Annotated in this window: 17 protein-coding genes; 2 read left to right on the top strand and 15 right to left on the bottom strand. The window is 50.0% G+C overall.

From position 1 onward, the window contains the following. Nucleotides 1–13: 13 nt before the first annotated feature. The 14 genes from F459_RS0111650 to F459_RS0111585 form a co-directional block, all read right to left on the bottom strand. Nucleotides 14–1012 (bottom strand): electron transfer flavoprotein subunit alpha/FixB family protein, encoded by a 999-nt coding sequence (locus F459_RS0111650; RefSeq protein WP_020612898.1) that lies wholly within the window; start codon nucleotides 1010–1012, stop codon nucleotides 14–16. Nucleotides 1013–1028: 16 nt separating this feature from the next. Continuing rightward, nucleotides 1029–1829: an electron transfer flavoprotein subunit beta/FixA family protein gene (locus F459_RS0111645; RefSeq protein WP_020612897.1), complete on the bottom strand. Its 801-nt coding sequence runs from the start codon at nucleotides 1827–1829 to the stop codon at nucleotides 1029–1031. Nucleotides 1830–1847: 18 nt separating this feature from the next. Next, a complete protein-coding gene (locus tag F459_RS0111640; protein WP_020612896.1) occupies nucleotides 1848–2933 on the bottom strand; it encodes a hypothetical protein in 1086 nt (361 codons plus the stop codon). Between the two features lie 69 nt (nucleotides 2934–3002). Then, entirely contained in the window at nucleotides 3003–3974 is a 972-nt protein-coding gene (locus F459_RS0111635; protein WP_020612895.1) for an FAD binding domain-containing protein, read from the bottom strand. 1 nt (nucleotide 3975) lies between these two features. Beyond that, nucleotides 3976–6459 (bottom strand): xanthine dehydrogenase family protein molybdopterin-binding subunit, encoded by a 2484-nt coding sequence (locus F459_RS0111630; protein ID WP_020612894.1) that lies wholly within the window; start codon nucleotides 6457–6459, stop codon nucleotides 3976–3978. 1 nt (nucleotide 6460) lies between these two features. Then, complete coding sequence (locus tag F459_RS0111625; protein ID WP_013253698.1) at nucleotides 6461–6961, bottom strand: (2Fe-2S)-binding protein; 501 nt, start codon at nucleotides 6959–6961, stop codon at nucleotides 6461–6463. Nucleotides 6962–7110: 149 nt separating this feature from the next. Continuing rightward, the gene (locus F459_RS0111620; RefSeq protein WP_020612893.1) at nucleotides 7111–7755 is read right to left on the bottom strand and encodes a response regulator; all 645 of its coding nucleotides are present in this window, start codon (nucleotides 7753–7755) and stop codon (nucleotides 7111–7113) included. Nucleotides 7756–7791: 36 nt separating this feature from the next. Beyond that, complete coding sequence (locus F459_RS0111615; protein ID WP_020612892.1) at nucleotides 7792–9492, bottom strand: PocR ligand-binding domain-containing protein; 1701 nt, start codon at nucleotides 9490–9492, stop codon at nucleotides 7792–7794. Nucleotides 9493–9604: 112 nt separating this feature from the next. Next, nucleotides 9605–10549: a carbohydrate kinase family protein gene (locus F459_RS0111610; protein WP_020612891.1), complete on the bottom strand. Its 945-nt coding sequence runs from the start codon at nucleotides 10547–10549 to the stop codon at nucleotides 9605–9607. A gap of 117 nt (nucleotides 10550–10666) precedes the next feature. Continuing rightward, complete coding sequence (locus F459_RS0111605; RefSeq protein WP_020612890.1) at nucleotides 10667–11953, bottom strand: ABC transporter substrate-binding protein; 1287 nt, start codon at nucleotides 11951–11953, stop codon at nucleotides 10667–10669. A 51-nt stretch (nucleotides 11954–12004) separates the two neighbouring features. Continuing rightward, a complete protein-coding gene (locus tag F459_RS0111600; RefSeq protein ID WP_026295005.1) occupies nucleotides 12005–12856 on the bottom strand; it encodes a carbohydrate ABC transporter permease in 852 nt (283 codons plus the stop codon). A gap of 44 nt (nucleotides 12857–12900) precedes the next feature. Continuing rightward, the gene (locus tag F459_RS0111595; RefSeq protein ID WP_020612888.1) at nucleotides 12901–13812 is read right to left on the bottom strand and encodes a carbohydrate ABC transporter permease; all 912 of its coding nucleotides are present in this window, start codon (nucleotides 13810–13812) and stop codon (nucleotides 12901–12903) included. Further along, nucleotides 13802–15136 (bottom strand): class II D-tagatose-bisphosphate aldolase, non-catalytic subunit, encoded by a 1335-nt coding sequence (locus F459_RS22250; protein WP_020612887.1) that lies wholly within the window; start codon nucleotides 15134–15136, stop codon nucleotides 13802–13804. The genes F459_RS0111595 and F459_RS22250 overlap by 11 nt, the downstream gene beginning before the upstream one ends. Continuing rightward, nucleotides 15136–16332 (bottom strand): SIS domain-containing protein, encoded by a 1197-nt coding sequence (locus tag F459_RS0111585; RefSeq protein ID WP_020612886.1) that lies wholly within the window; start codon nucleotides 16330–16332, stop codon nucleotides 15136–15138. The genes F459_RS22250 and F459_RS0111585 overlap by 1 nt, the downstream gene beginning before the upstream one ends. Before the next feature lie 163 nt (nucleotides 16333–16495). On the opposite strand from F459_RS0111585, the gene F459_RS0111580 reads away from it, so the two are divergent. Further along, the gene (locus F459_RS0111580; RefSeq protein ID WP_020612885.1) at nucleotides 16496–17257 is read left to right on the top strand and encodes a DeoR/GlpR family DNA-binding transcription regulator; all 762 of its coding nucleotides are present in this window, start codon (nucleotides 16496–16498) and stop codon (nucleotides 17255–17257) included. Between the two features lie 22 nt (nucleotides 17258–17279). Continuing rightward, nucleotides 17280–17897: a histidine phosphatase family protein gene (locus F459_RS0111575; RefSeq protein WP_020612884.1), complete on the top strand. Its 618-nt coding sequence runs from the start codon at nucleotides 17280–17282 to the stop codon at nucleotides 17895–17897. 15 nt (nucleotides 17898–17912) lie between these two features. On the opposite strand, the gene F459_RS0111570 is transcribed toward F459_RS0111575, so the two are convergent. After that, complete coding sequence (locus tag F459_RS0111570; protein WP_020612883.1) at nucleotides 17913–18683, bottom strand: hypothetical protein; 771 nt, start codon at nucleotides 18681–18683, stop codon at nucleotides 17913–17915. Nucleotides 18684–18806 lie beyond the last annotated feature (123 nt).

Raw genomic sequence — 18806 nt, 5'->3', positions numbered from 1 at the left:
ATCGCCTTCTTGGCTACAGGGCCTTCAAGGCCTTTACCATCGCAGGAATCACCTCCAAAGCGTCTCCGACAATACCGATATCGCAGACATCGAATATCGGCGCATCCGGATCGCTGTTTATGGCCACTACCGTACCTGCTTTGACAAATCCGGCTGTATAATGATTTGCACCCGATGTTCCGACGGTAATCAACAACTTTGGGCCTATAGCCTTCCCGTTTACCCCGATCATGCTGCATTCGGGGATCCAACCCTCGTCCAGGGCCGGACGCGTACCGCCTAAGGCACCGTGGAGCAGATCAGTCAGCTCCTCCAGGAGCAGTAAGGAGCCCTGGCATTTCATGCCGTATCCCACGGCGACCACAACATCCGAGGTATCGATTTGCGGCCCCTTCGGAATGGTTTCAACCATTTCGATGCACTTCACCCGAAAATCACGTTCGTTGAGTTGTACCTCCATGGGGATGAGTTCTCCGGAATGATGGTCATCCCGCGGAGGTTTCTCCATCACGCCCTGCCGCACCGTAACCATTTGAGGCCGATGTTCCGGACAGGCGATATTGACAATCATCCCGCCGCCCCAACCGGGGACGGCCGCCATCAATAGCGGTTTGTCTCCGCTTTTATCAATCTCGAGTTTGCAGCTATGGGCTGTTAAACCGGTCTTTATCCTTGCCGCAACGCTGGGAGCCAGATCCATCCCAATGGTGGTACCACCCAAAAGCAAGATTTCCGGCCGCTGTTTCTCAAGGAGATCGCTAATGAGCCTTGTGTATGCATCGCTTTGATAATAGGTAAGTCGGGGATCGCTGAAAAGATAGACTTTATCCGCACCATAGGCGAGCAACTCCCGGGCCAAGGGCGAAAGCTCGTCACCAATGAGTATCGCGGCAGTACCCCCTCCTATCGCTTCTGCAAGCTCGGAGGCCTTTCCAAGAATCTCAAGAGAAACTTCCATCAGCCTTCCATCTCGTTGTTCCGCCCAGATCCACACCTCGTGTATTGCATTCATGCTTTCGCTCCCTTTTCTAAACAAGCGCCTCGGCCTTGAGCTTTTTGATGGCGGCTGCGACCATCTCATCCACGGAACCAGTAAGAATCATTCGCTCCCGTTCGAGTTTCTGCTCATAGCTCTTTCCTACCCGCGTCGGAGAACCAGAGAGACCGATGGCCTCTTTGTCCACCTCAATGACCCTTAGCCCCCATGTTCGCGACACTTTATCCATCAAGGTAAGGATACCTTCGGCCGTGGCCGTTCTCGGTTGGTTTATTTCCCTCGACACGGTGATAAGGAGCGGCAATCGCCCTTCAATTGTCAGATGGCCATACTCGATATTCCGCCTGACCACAGCCTGCCTGCCATTCGGCAAAGAGATATCCGTCGCATTACAGATGTGGGGAATATCCAGTAACTCGGCAACCTGGGGTCCCACCTGCTCGGTGGCACCATCTACCGATTCGTTTCCGCACAAGACGATGTCGACATTACCGATCTTTCTGATACCTGCGGCCAGAACATAGGCGGTGGCAAGCGAATCGGCTGCGGCAAAGGCCCGATCACAAAGGAGCACCGATTCATCGGCTCCCAATGTCAACGCCCAATCGAGGACCTCCTTTGCCTGGGGCGGCCCCATGCTGAGAGCCGTCACCTTACCCGAAAACTGCTCGCGAAGCCTGAGCGCTTCTTCTATGGCGTTTTCATCTACCGGGTTCAGTATCGTGGGAATATTTTTCCGACTAATCGCCCCGGTTTCCGGATCCAGGGTGATCTTTGAAAAATAGTCGGGGTTTGGGACCTGTTTTATACATACAACGATGTTAAGAGACATGGTTTCCTCCGTGATTTCTCATACTTCAAGCAGGTGCAGCATTGTCTCCCACTTTAGATTATTAAAGCCGAAATGGATTACTTCCGTATGCCGGTCCAGATCCTTTATTGTCTCAGGAGGCAAATGATCTTTTGCAATGACAACACTCCCTTTAGCTGGTTTGAGAATTTTATGGTCGATTCTTACATCATCCATTTTTTTGTTTATGCGATACCTCTCTCCAGTCAGTTGATCGGTAAAGAAAATCGCCATATCCGGGCGACAAAATTTCTCGGCATCAGCTACAAGAGAGAGGTCCTCAAGATCGTCACCTGTGTAGAGTAAAAGATCCGGCTGTAACTCTGAGACTCCGTAGGAGTCAATCATGTCGGCGATGGAAAACCAGTTTCGATTTTCGCTGTAGTATGATGCCTTCCAGATTGCCTTTCCAAGTTTTGTCCGAAATGCAACATACTTACCGAGACGTGCACTATGGACAATGAAATCGGGAACCGAAACAATCTCCCGACGCTCCACCCCAAATCCCAATGTCCGTGTAGGAGAAGGCGTAGGCACGTGCTCTCTGACCTCATCACGATGTTTAATAATCTGCTTGGATGAAGGCTCGGGAAGGGGCACGAAAAAAAGGGTTTCAGGCTCGATTTTTTCCATAAGCGAGAGAACAAACCAATTGATATACCCTGTCTGATACAGCTTACGAAAAGAGTCACGAAGATTTTCATGCGCCTCTATCTCGAACTCCTCCGGTTCGATTTTTTCCTGAAGTAATTCAAAAAGAGGATCAAACAGCTCCCTGGTAACCTCGTTTATCGGGTCGGAAAGAAATCGTCGTAAAGAAACAGGCATGAGAATAGATTCCAGCTGAAGTCGTTGCCGTAGCACTCCTTCGACCCTGCTATATTTTGTGCTGAGAAACTGGGCCTCATCCAACCAATCTGAATAGTATTCGGCGAGGAAGGAGCTCCGCGTGTTGTTGAACTTTTTATAAAAATCCTGCCGTACAGCCTCATCGATGCTGACGCTGTCCTCCTTTATAACGACCTGCGGCTTTTCTTTTATAAATTCAGTTAATTCTTCATACCGGGTATTCCACAATGTCGACACAGGGCTTCCTCCTTGGGCGTTATTACATCGAAACGGCCCGGCCGACACCGGCCGGACCTCATGAACCGGCTATCTGCAGGCCAACAGGGTCTGTTTAATAAGACCTTTTGCAATCTGAATTTTGTACTCGTTCATGGCCAGAGGCTTTGCCCCCCAAACGGCCGCCTCTCCCGTTGTTTCGGCGACTTCTTCGTCCAGGACCTTTCCCTTAAGATAGGCAACTGCCCTCGCAGGAACGTAGGGTTTGTAGTAAACAGCATTAAGGCAAAGCATCGCATCCTCAACCTTGCCGTCCGCTATGGTAACGGCGGCTGCACAGTTGACAATCGGGAAATCGATGGACTTACGAATAGCAAACTTTTTCCATGAACTCTTCATTCCGGCAGCAGGGGCCGGAATCTGAAATTCGGTAATAATCTCATCCGGATCGAGAATATGCATTCTCGTCGGATCCTTTTCCGGGAACATCTCTGTGATATCAAGGGTCCGCTTGGAGGTTACGATCTTTGTCCCGAGGGCAATCAGTGCAGGAAGCGTATCGCTCGGATTCACCGCCAGACAATCCTTTACATCGCCAAAAATCGAGTGATAGCGATTATCTCCTTCTGAAGCAAAGCACTCATCTCCACCCTTTCTGGCACAGGAAAAACGGTTATTCGGGGTTCTGAAATACCAGCACCGCGAATTCTGGCAGACATTTCCGCCGATAGTCCCCATCTCTCGGATGTGGGGAGAGGCCGCATGCCGTGCGGCAAGAGCCAGCGCGGTATAGTTCTCCTGGATCGCTGTATTGTGTGCGATATCTTCAAGCCTAACCAGAGTTCCGATTCGTAAAAACCCATCCTCTTCCTTTATCTCCTCGAGCCCCGGAATGGTCTTGATATTGATCAACGCCTCGTAGGGTGTCGGTAGGATATTGTCTTTGTAAAAGCCGACGATATCCGTACCGCCTGCTATCACTTTTGCCTTGCCTTCGAACCTGTAGAGGAGCTCAACCGCTTCTTCTACTGTTGAAGCGTCAAAATGTTTGAACCGTACCATGTTAGAAGACCCCCTTTTCTTTGGCTTTTTGGATTGCTTTGATGACCTTATTCGGCGTCATCGGATGTTCATCGACCCATTCCCCAATAGCGTTATGGATCGCATTCCCGATTACAAAAGGAACGACAGTAGCACAATCCTCTCCTATACCGACCAATCCATAGGGGCCGTAGCCCATTCCGGTCTCTACAAGAATGTTTTCCGTGGCTTCGATATCGCGAAATGTCCAAACCTTGTAGTCGATCAAATTACCATTCAGTTTGACACCGGTCTTCGGGTCGTACACAACCTCTTCCGCCATGCCTCGACCTGCTCCCATATATGCACCACCGTATTGCTGGCCTTCGCAGGTGTCGGGACTTAGGGCCTTGCCTACGTCGTTGATATTGACGATTTTCTTGATATCCACTTCACCCGTTTCTGGATCGACCTCAACCTCTGAAAAATATCCCTGCCGACATAGGCGGTGCCGTCCCTCTTCACAACCATAGCGGCCCTGGCGGTGATAGGCCCACTCAAAGAGCGGAGCCCGACTACCGGCCTGATTCAATACGGTCCGTTTGACCACTTCCGCTACAGGTACACTGATACTCGGATCAGCCTTTACAAAAACCATACTGTCCTTGACGTCAAGTTCTTCCGGTTTTCGGTTGGGAAACGCAGGTGGATATTCAATTTCAATAAGTTTGATGGGCGTTGTGGCATATTCGAGGAGTTTCTTCTTGGCTTTCCTTGCCATGTTGCAGCTCACATATGCGTCGGTACACAAGTTGCAGGAACCGTCCGGGGTCATCATCTGGAAACCGGTCTCTTCAAAAAAGCGCCAGTTCACATCTTCCAGTTTCAGCCCGAGCTCCTCTGCAACGATCTCACAGTGGGTAGTCATGGGATTGACGCCGTCGTCCGACTTTTGTGCCAGAATGTCCACCGTACCGTCACAATGCATGATGAGGCCGGCACTTGCAGATCCTCTGTTATCGTCCCATTCATGGTCCCAGGTAAAACCGATGCCGTGCAGCTTTCCATTCGGCAGCATCTTGTTTCCAGGTTCATGCCACTTCTTGTCCCACTCTATGGCCGCTTTACCCTTCTTAATGATTTCGGCGAGGCTGTCCCGATCCGGAAATCCGTGTTCTTTCTTGAATTTGGAAAGATACTTCATGTCCTTGCCGCCTACACCATCGTTCTTCAGGGCAACGACCGTCGGATCCAGGCCCGTTGCTTCAGCAACGTGAGCGAAGACCGCACTAAAGCAGAAACAGTTGTGGTTCTGCTCGCAGCGGAACCACCAGGCCGGTGCAACATTTGTTTGGGCCTCTACGTAGTTAAGAAGCAGGTTAGGAATACGGGTGTTGTCTTCAAAATGATCGATACCGTACTGTCCCATCTTCGCCACAATATTATCGATCTTGACCGCAGTGATGGTTCCGTCATTCGTAAAACCGACCTTGAAGTGGGCATTGGAATCCGCATCCTGAGAAAGGGAATAAAAATTGTCCCGTCGATTGTAGAGGGTTTTGACCGGCCGCCCTGTGCGCTTCGACAGGATGGCGCTGACCACATGCACCCCGTGGGTATGGTGCATCATGGGGTTTCCGCCTCCGCCGAAGTGGCAGCCCTGATACGGGACATGGAGTTTTATCTTATTGAGAGGAACGCCCGTTACCGCGCTCAGCAGGCACTTCCCGTCATAGGCTTGCTGCTGATGGGCCCAAATCTCCATGTTGTCTCCCCTCCAGAGGATGACATCACTCATGGGTTCGGCGTCGGCTACCGAATAGGGGTTCCGCTTGATGCTGAATTCGATAACTTTATCCGCTTCCTGGAAGCCTTTCTCCACATCCCCGTGCTCGATGCGTACCTTTCTGAGGATGTTGTTTTTGTCGTTCAGCTCCGGAGCAGCGGGAGGAGCACCGGGTTTAAGGGCCTCTATGGGATTGAGAACCACATCCCGCTCTTCCCATTCAACCTCCACCAGATTGATAGCCTCTTCTGCTATTTGAAGGCTTTCGGCGGCGACGGCGACACCCGAATGGGCACCTTCCCACCATGCAAAGCCGTCAAGGACCCGGCCCCCCCCCTGCATCCACTGTTCCTGGGTAACGGCAAGTTCTTCCTTGCCTTTGTAAAAGGCCTGCCCGTCAGAAGCGAGGTGGCCCGCATTAAACTTCGTATTCGTCCCGAGCAGCGCCTTGTTCTGCAATTCCGGGTCATCGAAACGTAAGATCGCACGTACTCCGGGCAAGGCCTCAGCCTTTGATGTATCGAGACTCTTGATAACGGCATTCGCATAAGGCGACATCATGATCTTGCAATAGAGCATGCCGGGCAGGCTCACATCACGGGTGTATTGAGCCGTACCGCCCGCTTTTTCCCTGCCGTCCATTCGCGCTATGCCCCGTTTTCCAAGAAACTCAAAGGATTCCGGGATGTATCTGTCATGAACCTGGGGCTCATATTCCATGATTTTCGGTTCGTCGGACATTTCAGACTGCCTCCTTCTCCTGTAATCTTTTGGCTGCGTCCTGCACCGCTCTTACATGTGCCGGATATGTTCCGCATCTGCAGATGTTGCCCTCCAGAGCCGAAATAATCTCTTCCTTCGACGGATTTGCATTTCGGTCCAACAAGGCCTTCGCCGTTACCACAAAACCCGGCGTACAATAGCCGCACTGCATTGCATGGTTGTCGGCATACGCCTGTACCAACGGGTGCCCCATTTTGTTGATCTGTTCGATGGTTTCAATCCGGTGTCCCTCGCATTCAATCGCCAGCGTCATGCAGGAAAGCACCGGTCTGCCGTCCATGATTACGGTACAGGAGCCGCAGGCACCTCTATCGCACATCTCCTTCGTTCCTGTTAAGCCGATCCTGTCGTGCAAAACCTCACGCAGGGTCTCTTGGGGTTCGACGACCAAATGGTGCTCATCATCGTTTATGTGAAGCGTTATCCTTCTGGCGCCGCCCTCTTCGTCGACCTTAACCATAATTTCCGCACCTCCCTTGTTTCCCTACATATCTGTCTACACTATAGATGGGGTACTAACAGCGGTAAATCGCGCAAAAGGGGGGAAGATTATCCCCCAAAAGGGGGATTTTAAGAGGATATGGTCTCTGCAGTAATTAATTGACTATACTAAGAGTTAAGAATCTTTTTTTCTGCGGCAACCTGAACGGCCTGGACCCGGTTGGTCACCTCCAACTTGCTGAAAATGTGTTTTATATGACTCTTCACCGTCTCGCAGCTGATGAAAAGCTCATCCGCTATCTCTTTATTCTCTTTTCCTTCCAGTATACATCGTAAAACATCCTTCTCTCTTGTGGTCAGAGAAGAAGCGGAATCCTTTGCACCAGAAAGATCATCAATGGTCAGATTCAGTAAGTAGGGAGAAACCGCGGGAATCCCTTTACAGAGGCTGCCGATAATCTGAACCAAGGCATCGATATCAACACACTTAAGGAGGTAGCCGTCGGCACCGGCAGCCATGGCATCACGGACATAGTGATCATCCTCGAGTGCCGACAATACAAGAATTCTCAACTTCGGCAGGGCCTTGCGAAGAACCTTGATGGCACTGATTCCGGAGAGCCCCGGCATATCGACATCGACCAATGCCATATCCGGCTTACAAGCAATGATACGTTCCACCGCGTCAAAGCCGTTCTCCGCCTCACCGACGACCTCAAAATTCGACAGCTGCTTCAGACTTAAACGCAGACCGCAACGAAAGAGAGGATGGTCATCGCAGATAAAAATTGTTGATTGATTTTCTCCTTCCATACCCTTCCCCTTTCTGATACGCCTCTTATTGTCCTGCTATAGTTCGATACCCGCCGTTTGAAATTTGATCTTCGTATCGGCAGGGAGAAGAAAGTAGAAACGGCTTCCGTAGAGCTCTCCTTTCCGATCCGAACAGACAGGCGAAGCAACCCCGATCACACCATGATGTGCCGTTACCGCCAGTTTGCAGAAGGCAAGCCCAAGCCCCCCCCCTCCCGGGATGCAGGAATCCCGGCATCTGGAAGTAGAAAATTTATCAAAAATGGCGTATTCGGCACCCTTTTTAATACCGGGCCCCTGGTCGCTAATTTCCGTCAAGACGTAGTGTTGTTCATCCTTTTTCCGATCAAGCAGGCATTCCGAAAGATAGGGACAATCACGGAGAGAAACATAGCGAGTCTCTATGTGAATCGTTCCGCCGAAAGGACTGAATTTTATGGCATTTTCCAATAGGTTCAGACATATGCGAATAAGACGCAAACGGTCGCCCATAAAATTTAACGCCCCCGTCGGCGGATTGTACACAATAGCGACTTCCTTCTCCTGCGCAATTAATTCGATCTGATCGATACTCTGCCTGAGTATCGTTCGCATATCCAAGATCTCCTTACGAAGCCGCAGTTCGCCGTTTTCATGCTGATAGATATCAAGATAATCCATGACCATTCGCGAAAGCTGTTGTGTCGTACCAAGAGAAAGCCTTACCACCTCATCCTGTTCGGGATTCAGGGTCCCGAGAACACCGGAGGATAAAAGCTGCATCGCCTTCTGGATGGAAAAAACAGGGTTTTTCAGGTCATGCGTCATCATACCGATGAGATCTTCCTTCAACTGCTCAATGGCAAACTCCTGAGAAACATCCCGTAATACCGCCACACAGGCAAGGTGGGCCTGCTGCTCTTTATCCTTATCAAAGGAGACCTGGACGGGGATTTTTTTATCTGAGGCAGTGGCAAGTTGTATTGCCGCCCTGCCATGTCCTTTTTCCCTGACGGTGGAAAGCATCTTTTCATAGGTCGACAGGGAATCATCATCACCGAGAAATTCGGAAAAGTCCTGACCAATGATCTCATGCTTGTTAAAGCCCGTCATGTAACCGACGGCATCATTTGCCATGGAAATTCGTCCGTGCGTATCAATCGAGACAATTCCATCACTAACCATATTGATGATCCGATCCAGGTAACGCCGCGTCTGTTTGGAATGCACATACGTATTCCAAGCAAGCTCACTTATCGTCCGGGTTATCACCTGCAGGAAATCGACAATGGCATCCATCCGTTCGGGGCTGATAATCGGAATACTGCCGACGGCCTGAAGATAGCCATCAAGATCTTTGATTCCTATCGCACAGGCATGCCGCCGGGCACAATCCTCATCGATGGGCTTATAGAGGATTTGGCCGCACATAAAACTGGCGATATGATAGTTTCCAACAATGATAGGCGAGGTACAATCGATCAATCCTGCATTCAGGCAGGTATAACTGACACGCTTTTTCAGCTTCGCCGACATCTCTGCCCCGTAGCGATCGCTTTTATAACAGAGCTGCTTTCCCTTCTCCGTGGACCGACAATAGTCACTACACAGATGCGTCCAATTGTACTGTTCACTGATTGGTTCGCCTTCGGGACTGATGATGAAACTCGAAACCCCCGTGATCTGGGTAAAACCGCGCAGCACTTCGTCCAGCTGGTCCTTTTCAACCAGTTCAAGGAGTTGAAGATTTTCCGTCATACAGCACTCCAATCATAATGAGAGGAAGAGGGAGACCTTGTCGATCTCATCTATGATGATCCCTCGCCTCTCTATGATACCATAGGCATAGAGAAAATTGTATGCGGAAAGTTTAAAGGAGGGGGGGGGCCACCATCGAATAGAGTTTCTCACGGGTAAAGCTTTCGGAATTACCGCCGGGAAAGGTACAGGCCAGGGCCCCTGCTGCCTGAGCAAGGTGAATTGCCCGACAGGCATCCTGTCCCGCTTCGATCGTTGCATACAGAAACGCCGCGGCAAAGCTGTCTCCGGCACCTGTAGGATCGTATACGTGATCGATATCCACGGGAGGGTAGAGTTCCCCCCCCATATAGCTTCCCTTTGGTCCCAGTTTAATGATTGGACAAGGAGTCTGCTTAACAAGTGCCTCCCATGCCATTTTCCAATCAGGCTTTCTATCCGATATCCCGCAGTGCCTGACTGCAAGGGATATCGCTTCCGATTCGTTGACAAATAACCACGTGATATACGGCAGCCATTGGTCGGCAAACGGCCATGTTTGGGAAGGATCCCACTGTGTATCAAGAGAAGTCGTCAATCCCCCATCATGTGCGGCTTGCAGAACCTGGGTGACATTCGGAAGAAATTGCGTTGTCCCGTATATCCCGGAGAGGTGGAGATGGCCGTAGCAGTGCATTTCCTGCTTGAGGGTCTCTGTTTCATCCACTACATCAAGGTTTCCACGATAGGTCACCTGGGTGCGAGTCGAGCCATGTATCATGCTTACCGTGATACCTGTCTCTACGCTTTCTATGCGGCGCAGGAGCGTAAGCCCGACACCCGCAGTCCGGAGATACTCCATGACCTGACGGCCGTTCGCGTCATCTCCCAACAGGCCGCAGAAATCACACGATCCTCCCAGACGGGCATATGCGGCAGCGGTTATGGTACCGGAACCGCCGAGCGCGGCTGTATATCCTTTGCAGAAGACCTCCCTATCCTCCTGAGGCGGGGTATCGAGATCGGAAAAAATGAAATCAATGTTTGCATCACCGGCGAAAAGCACTTTTTCTGGCACAGGGATCTCCTTACCTACTGTTCCGAATCCTGGTGATTGAAGGAACGTAATTTCTTTCTACGGAAATATTCAGAGGAGCCTTATCCCTAAGGCTCCCCCCACGACCGAAATTATACGCTACTCATGCAGGGTCATGCCGTTGTATTCTCTGCCTTTTAGAAATTCGGCGATTTCGTCCCCAACAGCCTGTGCACTCTTTGTTCCCTGGAACATCTGCTGCACCGCAACAATTGTTTTTTGTACAAGTTCATCATACCAGTCCACGAGCGGAAGAGCTTGAGCAACGGCGGACTGCTTTCCAAACTGAACCCAGTACGGGTACTTTTCAAGCAGATCAGGATCATTGTAGGAACTCTTAAACAGCGGCAGACTTCCGATCTCCATGGCCCGCTCTTTATCGCGCTCTGGAGAGATCATATAGCGAATATACTTCCATGCAGCCTCTTTATTATTGCTCGCCTTTGGAATGGCAAAGGCCTCGGGAAGGGTCAGGGTAGCCTGCAGACCAACGGCCTTTGCAGGAAGCCATTCGGACACCTCTACATCTCCGACGACTTGTGACTTCGTGGGGTCATTGGCATAGCTGAATGTACTGGGAGGTCCCTGAAAGAAGAATGCCGACGAACCGCGGTAGAAGAGGTCGGCTGCGGCCTCCTGAGAGAGGGTAATGCTGGAAGGATTGACAATCTTCTGTTTATACAGCATGTCGTACATAAACTGAAGGGCCTCCACAGCCTCCGGCTTATTAATCGTGATGTTTCCATCCTTATCAAAGTAGTTCGCCCCAAAGCTGTAAAGATAAAAAGCCAAAGAGTTTGCAAGGGCCCATTCCTGGTTCCAGTATTCGGCTATCGGGTAATCGGTAAGTCCTGCGCGTTTCACCTTCTCGGACTGTACCACAACATCCGCCCATGTTCTGGGAGGAGCAGCAATTCCTGCCTTTTCCAACATTGCTTTGTTGTAGAAGAAAAATCGGGTATCGTTATTCCAGCTGACACCGAGAATTTTCCCGTCTACCGTAAAGGTATTCAGTAAGCCGGGCAAAAGGGTGCTAAAATAATTGCTGTCACCGTAATCGTTCAGCGGTTCCACCCAACCGGCAGCCGCGAATTTCTCAATCCAGCCATTGTCGAATTCAATCACGTCATAGGAATTGCCGCCTGCCGCAAGATCGGTCATAACCTTGGTCTGGACCTCATCCCATGACATCTGAATAAACTCCACCTGAATTCCCGTGGACTCCTCGAACTCTCTTGTCTGTCGCTCCCAAATGCCCACCAAGTCCATCTCATGTCGGGGCATGATCACCGTGATCTTTTCCGCACTCTCGGCATCCCCAGATGCGAAAAGCGCTCCGCCAACCAGCATAAAGGCCAGAAGAAAAGCAATTACCTTCCTTTTCATACTAAACACTCCTTTCCCTTCACGGGTATTGTTTTTAGAAAGTCGAAAAGACTATCCCTTTACAGATCCTGCAGTTAAACCTTGAACAATATACTTTTGAAACAATAAGGCCAAAATGACGGGAGGAATGCTGGCGACAACACCTGCCGCGGCCATCGCAACATAATCTACGCCGACTTTGCTTGAGTATTCGGAAATAATCACGCTGATGGTTTTCGACTTGATTGTGGAACTAAGAATAAGAGCGGAGAAAAACTCATTCCAGGCAATGATAAAGGCAAATATTCCGCTTGCCGCCAGCCCCGGCGTAGAGAGGGGCATAACAATCCTAAAAATTGTTCCGAAACGTGAGCAACCATCGATGCACGCCATCTCTTCCAGACTTCTGGGAATAGACTCAAAAAAGCTGCGCATCAGCCAAATCACAAGGGGGAGAATAAACGCACAGTCCGCTATAATAAGGGCCGGTATGGTATTCAGCAATCCGATCTTGCTCATGATGATATAGATCGGAATGATCAGCACGATCATCGGCATGACCTGTGTTACAAGGATAAAAGAAAAGACGACATTCTTTCCCCGAAAGCGCAACCGTGAAAAGGCATAAGCTGCCAGGGAGCCCGCAAAAAGGCAAAACAAGGTAGCAACCCCCGCGATGATCAGGCTGTTGAGTAATCCATATTTCAGCGAAGCATTGATCCCGCTGCTACCGGCCGCAATCTGGCGGTAATTCTCCAGATTTAACGAATCGGGTATCCATTTTAGCGGTATGGAGGTTAACTCCACCCGATGGGAGACACTACTGATGACAAGCCAGAGATATGGAATCAATATGCTTAAACAGACAAACAACACCGCAGCATAGAGCAACACCCGGCCGCCCTTTTTATGTTCGCCAACCATCATTTACCTCCCCGTTCTGTTCCGTGCCGGGGCAGGGTTTGTGCTTACCCTTCGACATCCAAGCCTCCTTTCAAACTTTTCATGTAAAGCATGGAGAGTCCTATCGTCAGGATTGTGAGTAAATACGCAAGGGCAGAGCCATAACCGAAATTAAGGAACTGAAAGGTATTCTGATATATGTAGTACGAAAACATGTTGGTACCATTTGCCGGTCCGCCCTTTGTGATGATATAGATAAGATCAAATTCTTTAAGTGCCCATACTGTTTTTATAATGATCAAGGTAATAATGATCGGTTTGAGCAAAGGAAATGTTATTCGAAAAAAACGTCTTATGCTTCTTGCCCCGTCAATAGCTGCGGCTTCATAGAGTTCTGCCGGTATAGACTGCAAAGCGGCAAGTATGAGAATAACGGCAACAGGGGTCTCCTTCCATATATTTGCGCAAATGACGATGACCATCGCGGCCTTGGGATTGCCCAACCAGATTTTGTATGTATCGATAAGACCAAGCTGGGTCAATGCTGCATTGAAAGCTCCGTAATTCGCATCAAAAATCCACTTCCACATGATGCCGTTTACCACATAGGGCAATGCCCAGGGAAGAATGACAAGCCCCCGTACGAATCCCCGCCCCAGAAATTTCTGATTAAGCAGCATGGCGATTGCCACTCCCAAGCAGGTTTCCGTTAGAACAGTCGAAACACCAAAGATAGTCGTACGCAACATCGAAGCCCAAAACAGAGGAGCTTTGAGGGCCGCAACATAATTTTTAAAGCCGATAAAAAGTCCGCTTCCCGGTTTCGTGAGCTTCAAATCGGTAAAGCTTAGGCCCAGAGAAGTAACCATTGGAAATATAAGTACCCCCAAAACAATCAGCAAAGCGGGAGTTAAAAGGATGGCGGCAAGGACTGATTCCCTTTCGAAAAAGTCGGAAGAAACGAGCTTATTTGGCATGAACACATCCTCTGTTCGAAAAGCACGCCTGTTCATAGCGTGATAATTCGGCATCAATGGCGTACATAACGAATTCACGGGGATCATGAAGGCCCGAAGAAAGAAACATTGATGTAGTGTGAGGACCGGAAAAACGGGGTAGATATTGCGAAAATAGCCCCGGTGTAACTCTTTCGTGAGCATCAATGGATTGAAAAAGCTGTTCGACCTCCTGCACCAACGAAGGATCGTCCCAGTAGTATCGGACCCGGTCCGATAAGGAAAAGATGAGTTCGGTATCATCCCCTTTGGCGTAGTAGTCACGCCAGTATCTGTCGTCACGGCGCATGATATGGGACAAGGATTCGAGAATTCGATTTTTGCTTCTTCCATGAAGTCGTTGTTCGATATAGGCAAGACCGACAAGAGCTTCACGATACGCAAAGGTCAGGGCCGGACCAACCTTTAAAAAAGCAAACCCATCACGGGTCAGAGAGCGCAGCGCCTCACTGCTCTGGTAATCGGTAGAGTGTGCCTCGAAAAAGAGATGTGCTTTTATCGAGAAAATTTGCTTGAGCTCTTCGGCATGCTTTCTTTCGTACGGATGGACGATCTCCGAGCCGAACTCCAATCCGGGCTGCACAACAACCCCGATGACCCGCTTCCAGGCATCATGAAGCCCAAACGAGTAAAAGGCCTCTTCATGAAGCTCAAGGGTGGAAAGCAGCGATGCATAGCTTGTAGGGGCAGGCCCCGCCCCGGGTTCCGAGTCGTCATCCAGGGTCCCCCCGGGAACGGGCACCTCCGTTCCTATAACATAGACGGGAGGAAGAAAAGGCTTGCCCTTTGTGGTTGCCTTTTCATATTCATCTTCCGCGGCCCTGCAAAGCTGTGCCGCCCGCGACGCAGCGATTCTCGGATCAGGAACTGCGGTGGTATCCCCTCCCAAATGCATACTTGCGTCGAGGTGTATTTTACGGGCCCCCGCAGCAACAAAGGCCCGCACAAGTGTCTCAGCCGATTGCATGGCTTTTTCCGCTGCCAGTTTCCTCCAGGGATAAGGTCCCAGGTGGTCGCCGCCGAAAACGATGCTTTCCCGGTCTGCTCCGTAACGGTCGCATAGCCCCTGGAGCCTTGCGACAAAATCGGAAGGTTGCATACCCGTATAACCGCCTTCCTGGTTTACCTGGTTGGCCGTAGCCTCGATAAGGAGCGGCAGTCCGCTACGTACGGAACGACGTACCGCAGTTTCAAGAACAAGTTGATTTGCCGAGCATACCGAATAGAGGCTAAAAGGATCATCGGTTTCTCGGGCCGCTATGAGTTCTTCAAAAATGTCACGCATTACGCTTTATTCTCACAGACATCTGAATAGGGATAGATCGTAACGCCGCTCACCACTCGATGTATCACCCCTTCCGGCGAAGGGGCATCGGGGTTGAGGCCCAATGATAATGCAACAAAAAATCCGATGATCTGGCCTGCCAGGGTTATCACCATGGCACGGTTATCATCATCGGAATCAATGGCTGAATCGGTCTGAAAGATATAATCGGCAAGGCCCTCTACATCCTCCCTCTTATTACAGATTGCCACTATCTTTTTTCCCATCTTTTTTCTGTGTAGTTCTTTTGCCAAATCAATTTCATACAATCGCCGATAGGGGTCGGATGAAAAGAGAAGAACAAGTAAGCTTTCCGAATCGACGGCTGCCATAAAACCGTGACGAAATCCTAACGTATCCTCGGCTTTTGCCATGACCTCCCCCCCGGAGAGCTCCTGAACTTTTAGGTGGGCCTCCAAGGCTCCCCCGAAACAAGGCCTGGACGCCACAAAAAAGATTCTCTGGAAACCTTCCCGCACCATACGCGATGCCAGTTCAGGAAAATCATTCAGAAACCGTTCCCCTATGTTCGCCAAAGCATCGACCTTTTCCCGGTACCTGCCGACATCACCATGCACCACGGCAGGCAGCATGAAACCAGCCACAGCCATTGAGGTAAAGGAAGAGGTCATCGCCAGCCCCTTATCATTTGTTCCTTCCGGCAGGGCTATGACAAATCCTCTTTCTCCCAAGCCATCGACAATGTGTGCCAATGTGCCATCGGGATTACAGGTGATAGCCACGTGCTTAACAGAGCCGGGACGCAGCTTCTCGGCCAACGCTATGACGGCATTGGTTTCAGGGCTTTCTCCCGAACGTGCAAAAGAGATAAGGACAAATTCTTCTCGGGGAAAGGAGGATTCGGGATCCATCACAATTTCGGTCGATGAAATAGCTTCTACCGTTGAAAAAACTCTTTTCAATGCCGGGGTGATCGACATTCCGACATAGTGAGAACTTCCGGCCCCGGAGAAAAGGAGGTTCGAGCTCGTACCCCAAAAAGAAACAAGCTTGGGAAGGAGCTTCTCTATTAAGGCTCCGGTCTGCCGCCATAGCGCAGGCTGAGCCGTAATTTCTGTTGCGGTATGAACACACCCGTATAGTTCGCGATGATACTCATCGAGATGCTTTGTCAGCGTATTAATAGGAATTGCCATATGCTCCTCTTTTTTCGTTGTTATTTGATATACTACGGAGCAAACGATCATTTGTCAATAAAAATTACACAATTTTTAATCGTTTTTGATCGTTTTAACTTATCAATGAGCACATATTGTATCAAATCAAGATTTCGGTTATGCTTTTGAAGAGAGAGGAAACATGATTCGGGAAAAACGATTCGAACTTATTCTAAGTGAATTAGGGAAACGGGAAATCGTCGATGGAGATGAATTAGCGGTACTGCTCGGGGTTTCGAGAGCAACGATACGACGCGACCTGGATGTGCTGGAGGAGAGAGGCTCCTTGCAGCGGACCCATGGAGGAGCACGTCTGGTGGATTCCGACGAAGAGCTGCCCTTTCATTCAAAACTATTAGCCTATGCCCGGGAAAAACGGGCCATTGGAATTGCCACAGCCGAAGCAATCCCGGAAGGAAGCGTCATCGGTTGTACCGGCGGGACCACCCTTATGTCCGTAGTGAAACACTTAAAAGGGAAAGAGGTCACCATTATAACGAACGCCATCAATATTGCCATGGAACTCGCCCCTTCGCAAAAGGCCCAGGTAATCGTGACGGGAGGATCCCTGCGATCAAGATCCTATGAATTAGTCGGACACGTGGCGGACCGGACGCTGTCGGAGCTGAATCTCGATATTGCGATCATCGGCGTAGACGGCATAGACATCAATCGAGGAATTTCGACGTATACTATGCAGGAAGCCCATACAGCATCGCTTTATGTAACCCAGGCAAAAAGCGTTTGGGTCGTCACCGATCACAGCAAGGTAGGCAGGGTAGCCCCGGCCGTCATAGCGCCGATTTCCGATGTAAACAAACTTTTTACCGATCCGGGTTTAGCCCCGGAATTTCGTTTGCAGCTTGCATCGGCAGGCGTCGAGCTTACCATCGCCGACATGTAGAAAAAACAACGGAGGAATACCAATGATACTCTATTTTATCCGCCATGCGGAGAGTGTTGCAAATAAGAAACGCATCCTGGCGAGCAGGCTTCCGTATCACCTCACCGCCGAGGGAAAACACGATGCAGATTTGATAGCATCGGAATTGAAACGGGAGACCTCTCTGGACAGGATCATCTCGTCGCCGCTTGTACGGGCGGTCGAAACGGCAGAATCCTTCGGCAAAGCCTTCTCACTCCCTATCGAAACCGACGATCGATTATCGGAATACGACCTTGGGATTTTTTCGGGAAAAGGGTATGACGAGGTAAAGACCATCGAATCATACGAAAGCGATCCGCTTAATCGATGGGATTGGTGTCCCGAAGGGGGAGAATCCTATGCCATGATAGCCGCCAGGGTAAAAGATTTTCTCCACTCCGTGGAAGAGCTCCCGGCGAATCAGAAGGTCCTTATCGTGACCCACGCCGTTGCCCTCAGGCTCATTCATGCCGTCCTGAAACATACACTGCCCCACTATCCGGCCACATTTCCGAATAATGGCGAGATATGGAAAGTCGATTTCACCAAGACAGGAAAGGTTCATGAAATAGAATCCCTGCTGTTGGGCAACAGCAGGGATTTTGTTCACCAGCCTTAGAGCGATGGAAACCGACTAGAATATCAAAGCCGAACGTGCCCAGTCATAGTGCTGCTGTTTGAGGGTTTCACGGTCCGGCATGGGATAAAAAACCACCTCTTCATTCGAAGCGACATAGATCCCTTCTCTAATGACCTGATAGCTGAAGACGGCGGAATAGGAACGGTCCACCACCTTGGTCATCTTTCCTTTCCCGGATGTAAGGTCGTTGATACAAGACTTCAGATGTTCGATGTTGTGATCGTAAAGCCCGCCGACATTCCCGGTATTTTCACGATCTTCCAGATCGATCACCTTCAGGGAGGCATATACCAAAGTGGGAATCATGACCTTATTTTTCGGACTTGTCATATATTGACCGAAGTGCTTTGGATTGAGGGCGCTGACAACAAGGGGCGATACAGGGCACAGCTCCTTGTAGAGGGCAAATCCCTTCCAGAGTTTGGGCTCTGTGTAGGCCTCTTTAGCTATCCGCAAGGATCTGCCGTCACGGGTTACCAGGTACAAATCACCCAGCACATCCAGAGAGGCATGTTCGAGAATTCTGTATACCCCGAGATATACCGAATTCTTCGCTCTACCGTCGCTATGGGGTACGCAACGCTGCCGCGCATACTCCCAGTCGAATACATCACTGAAGTTCTCCCGAACCTCGATGAACATCAGATCCTCTGCCGAACCCTTTCTCGTACCGTTTGCCATGTATGAGGCAAACTGCTCGGGATCAAGCTCAGAGACAATAAGAGCTTCCATAGGATACACTGTCAGATAATAGTAATTAGCCATACGCTCCTCCTCTACTCGGGGATGCGAAAGAAATACTTTCTATCATCATTATATACGCGATATCTTCATGAGGAAATTGAAATTTCATCATAGATATGGCAAAAAAGGGCCGGCCCCAAAACG

This window comes from Sediminispirochaeta bajacaliforniensis DSM 16054, from assembly GCF_000378205.1.
In the GTDB taxonomy this organism is placed as follows: Bacteria; Spirochaetota; Spirochaetia; order DSM-16054; family Sediminispirochaetaceae; genus Sediminispirochaeta; species Sediminispirochaeta bajacaliforniensis.
The sequence above is the reverse complement of the archived record's forward strand: the minus strand, read 5'-3'. Positions and strand labels throughout refer to the sequence as shown.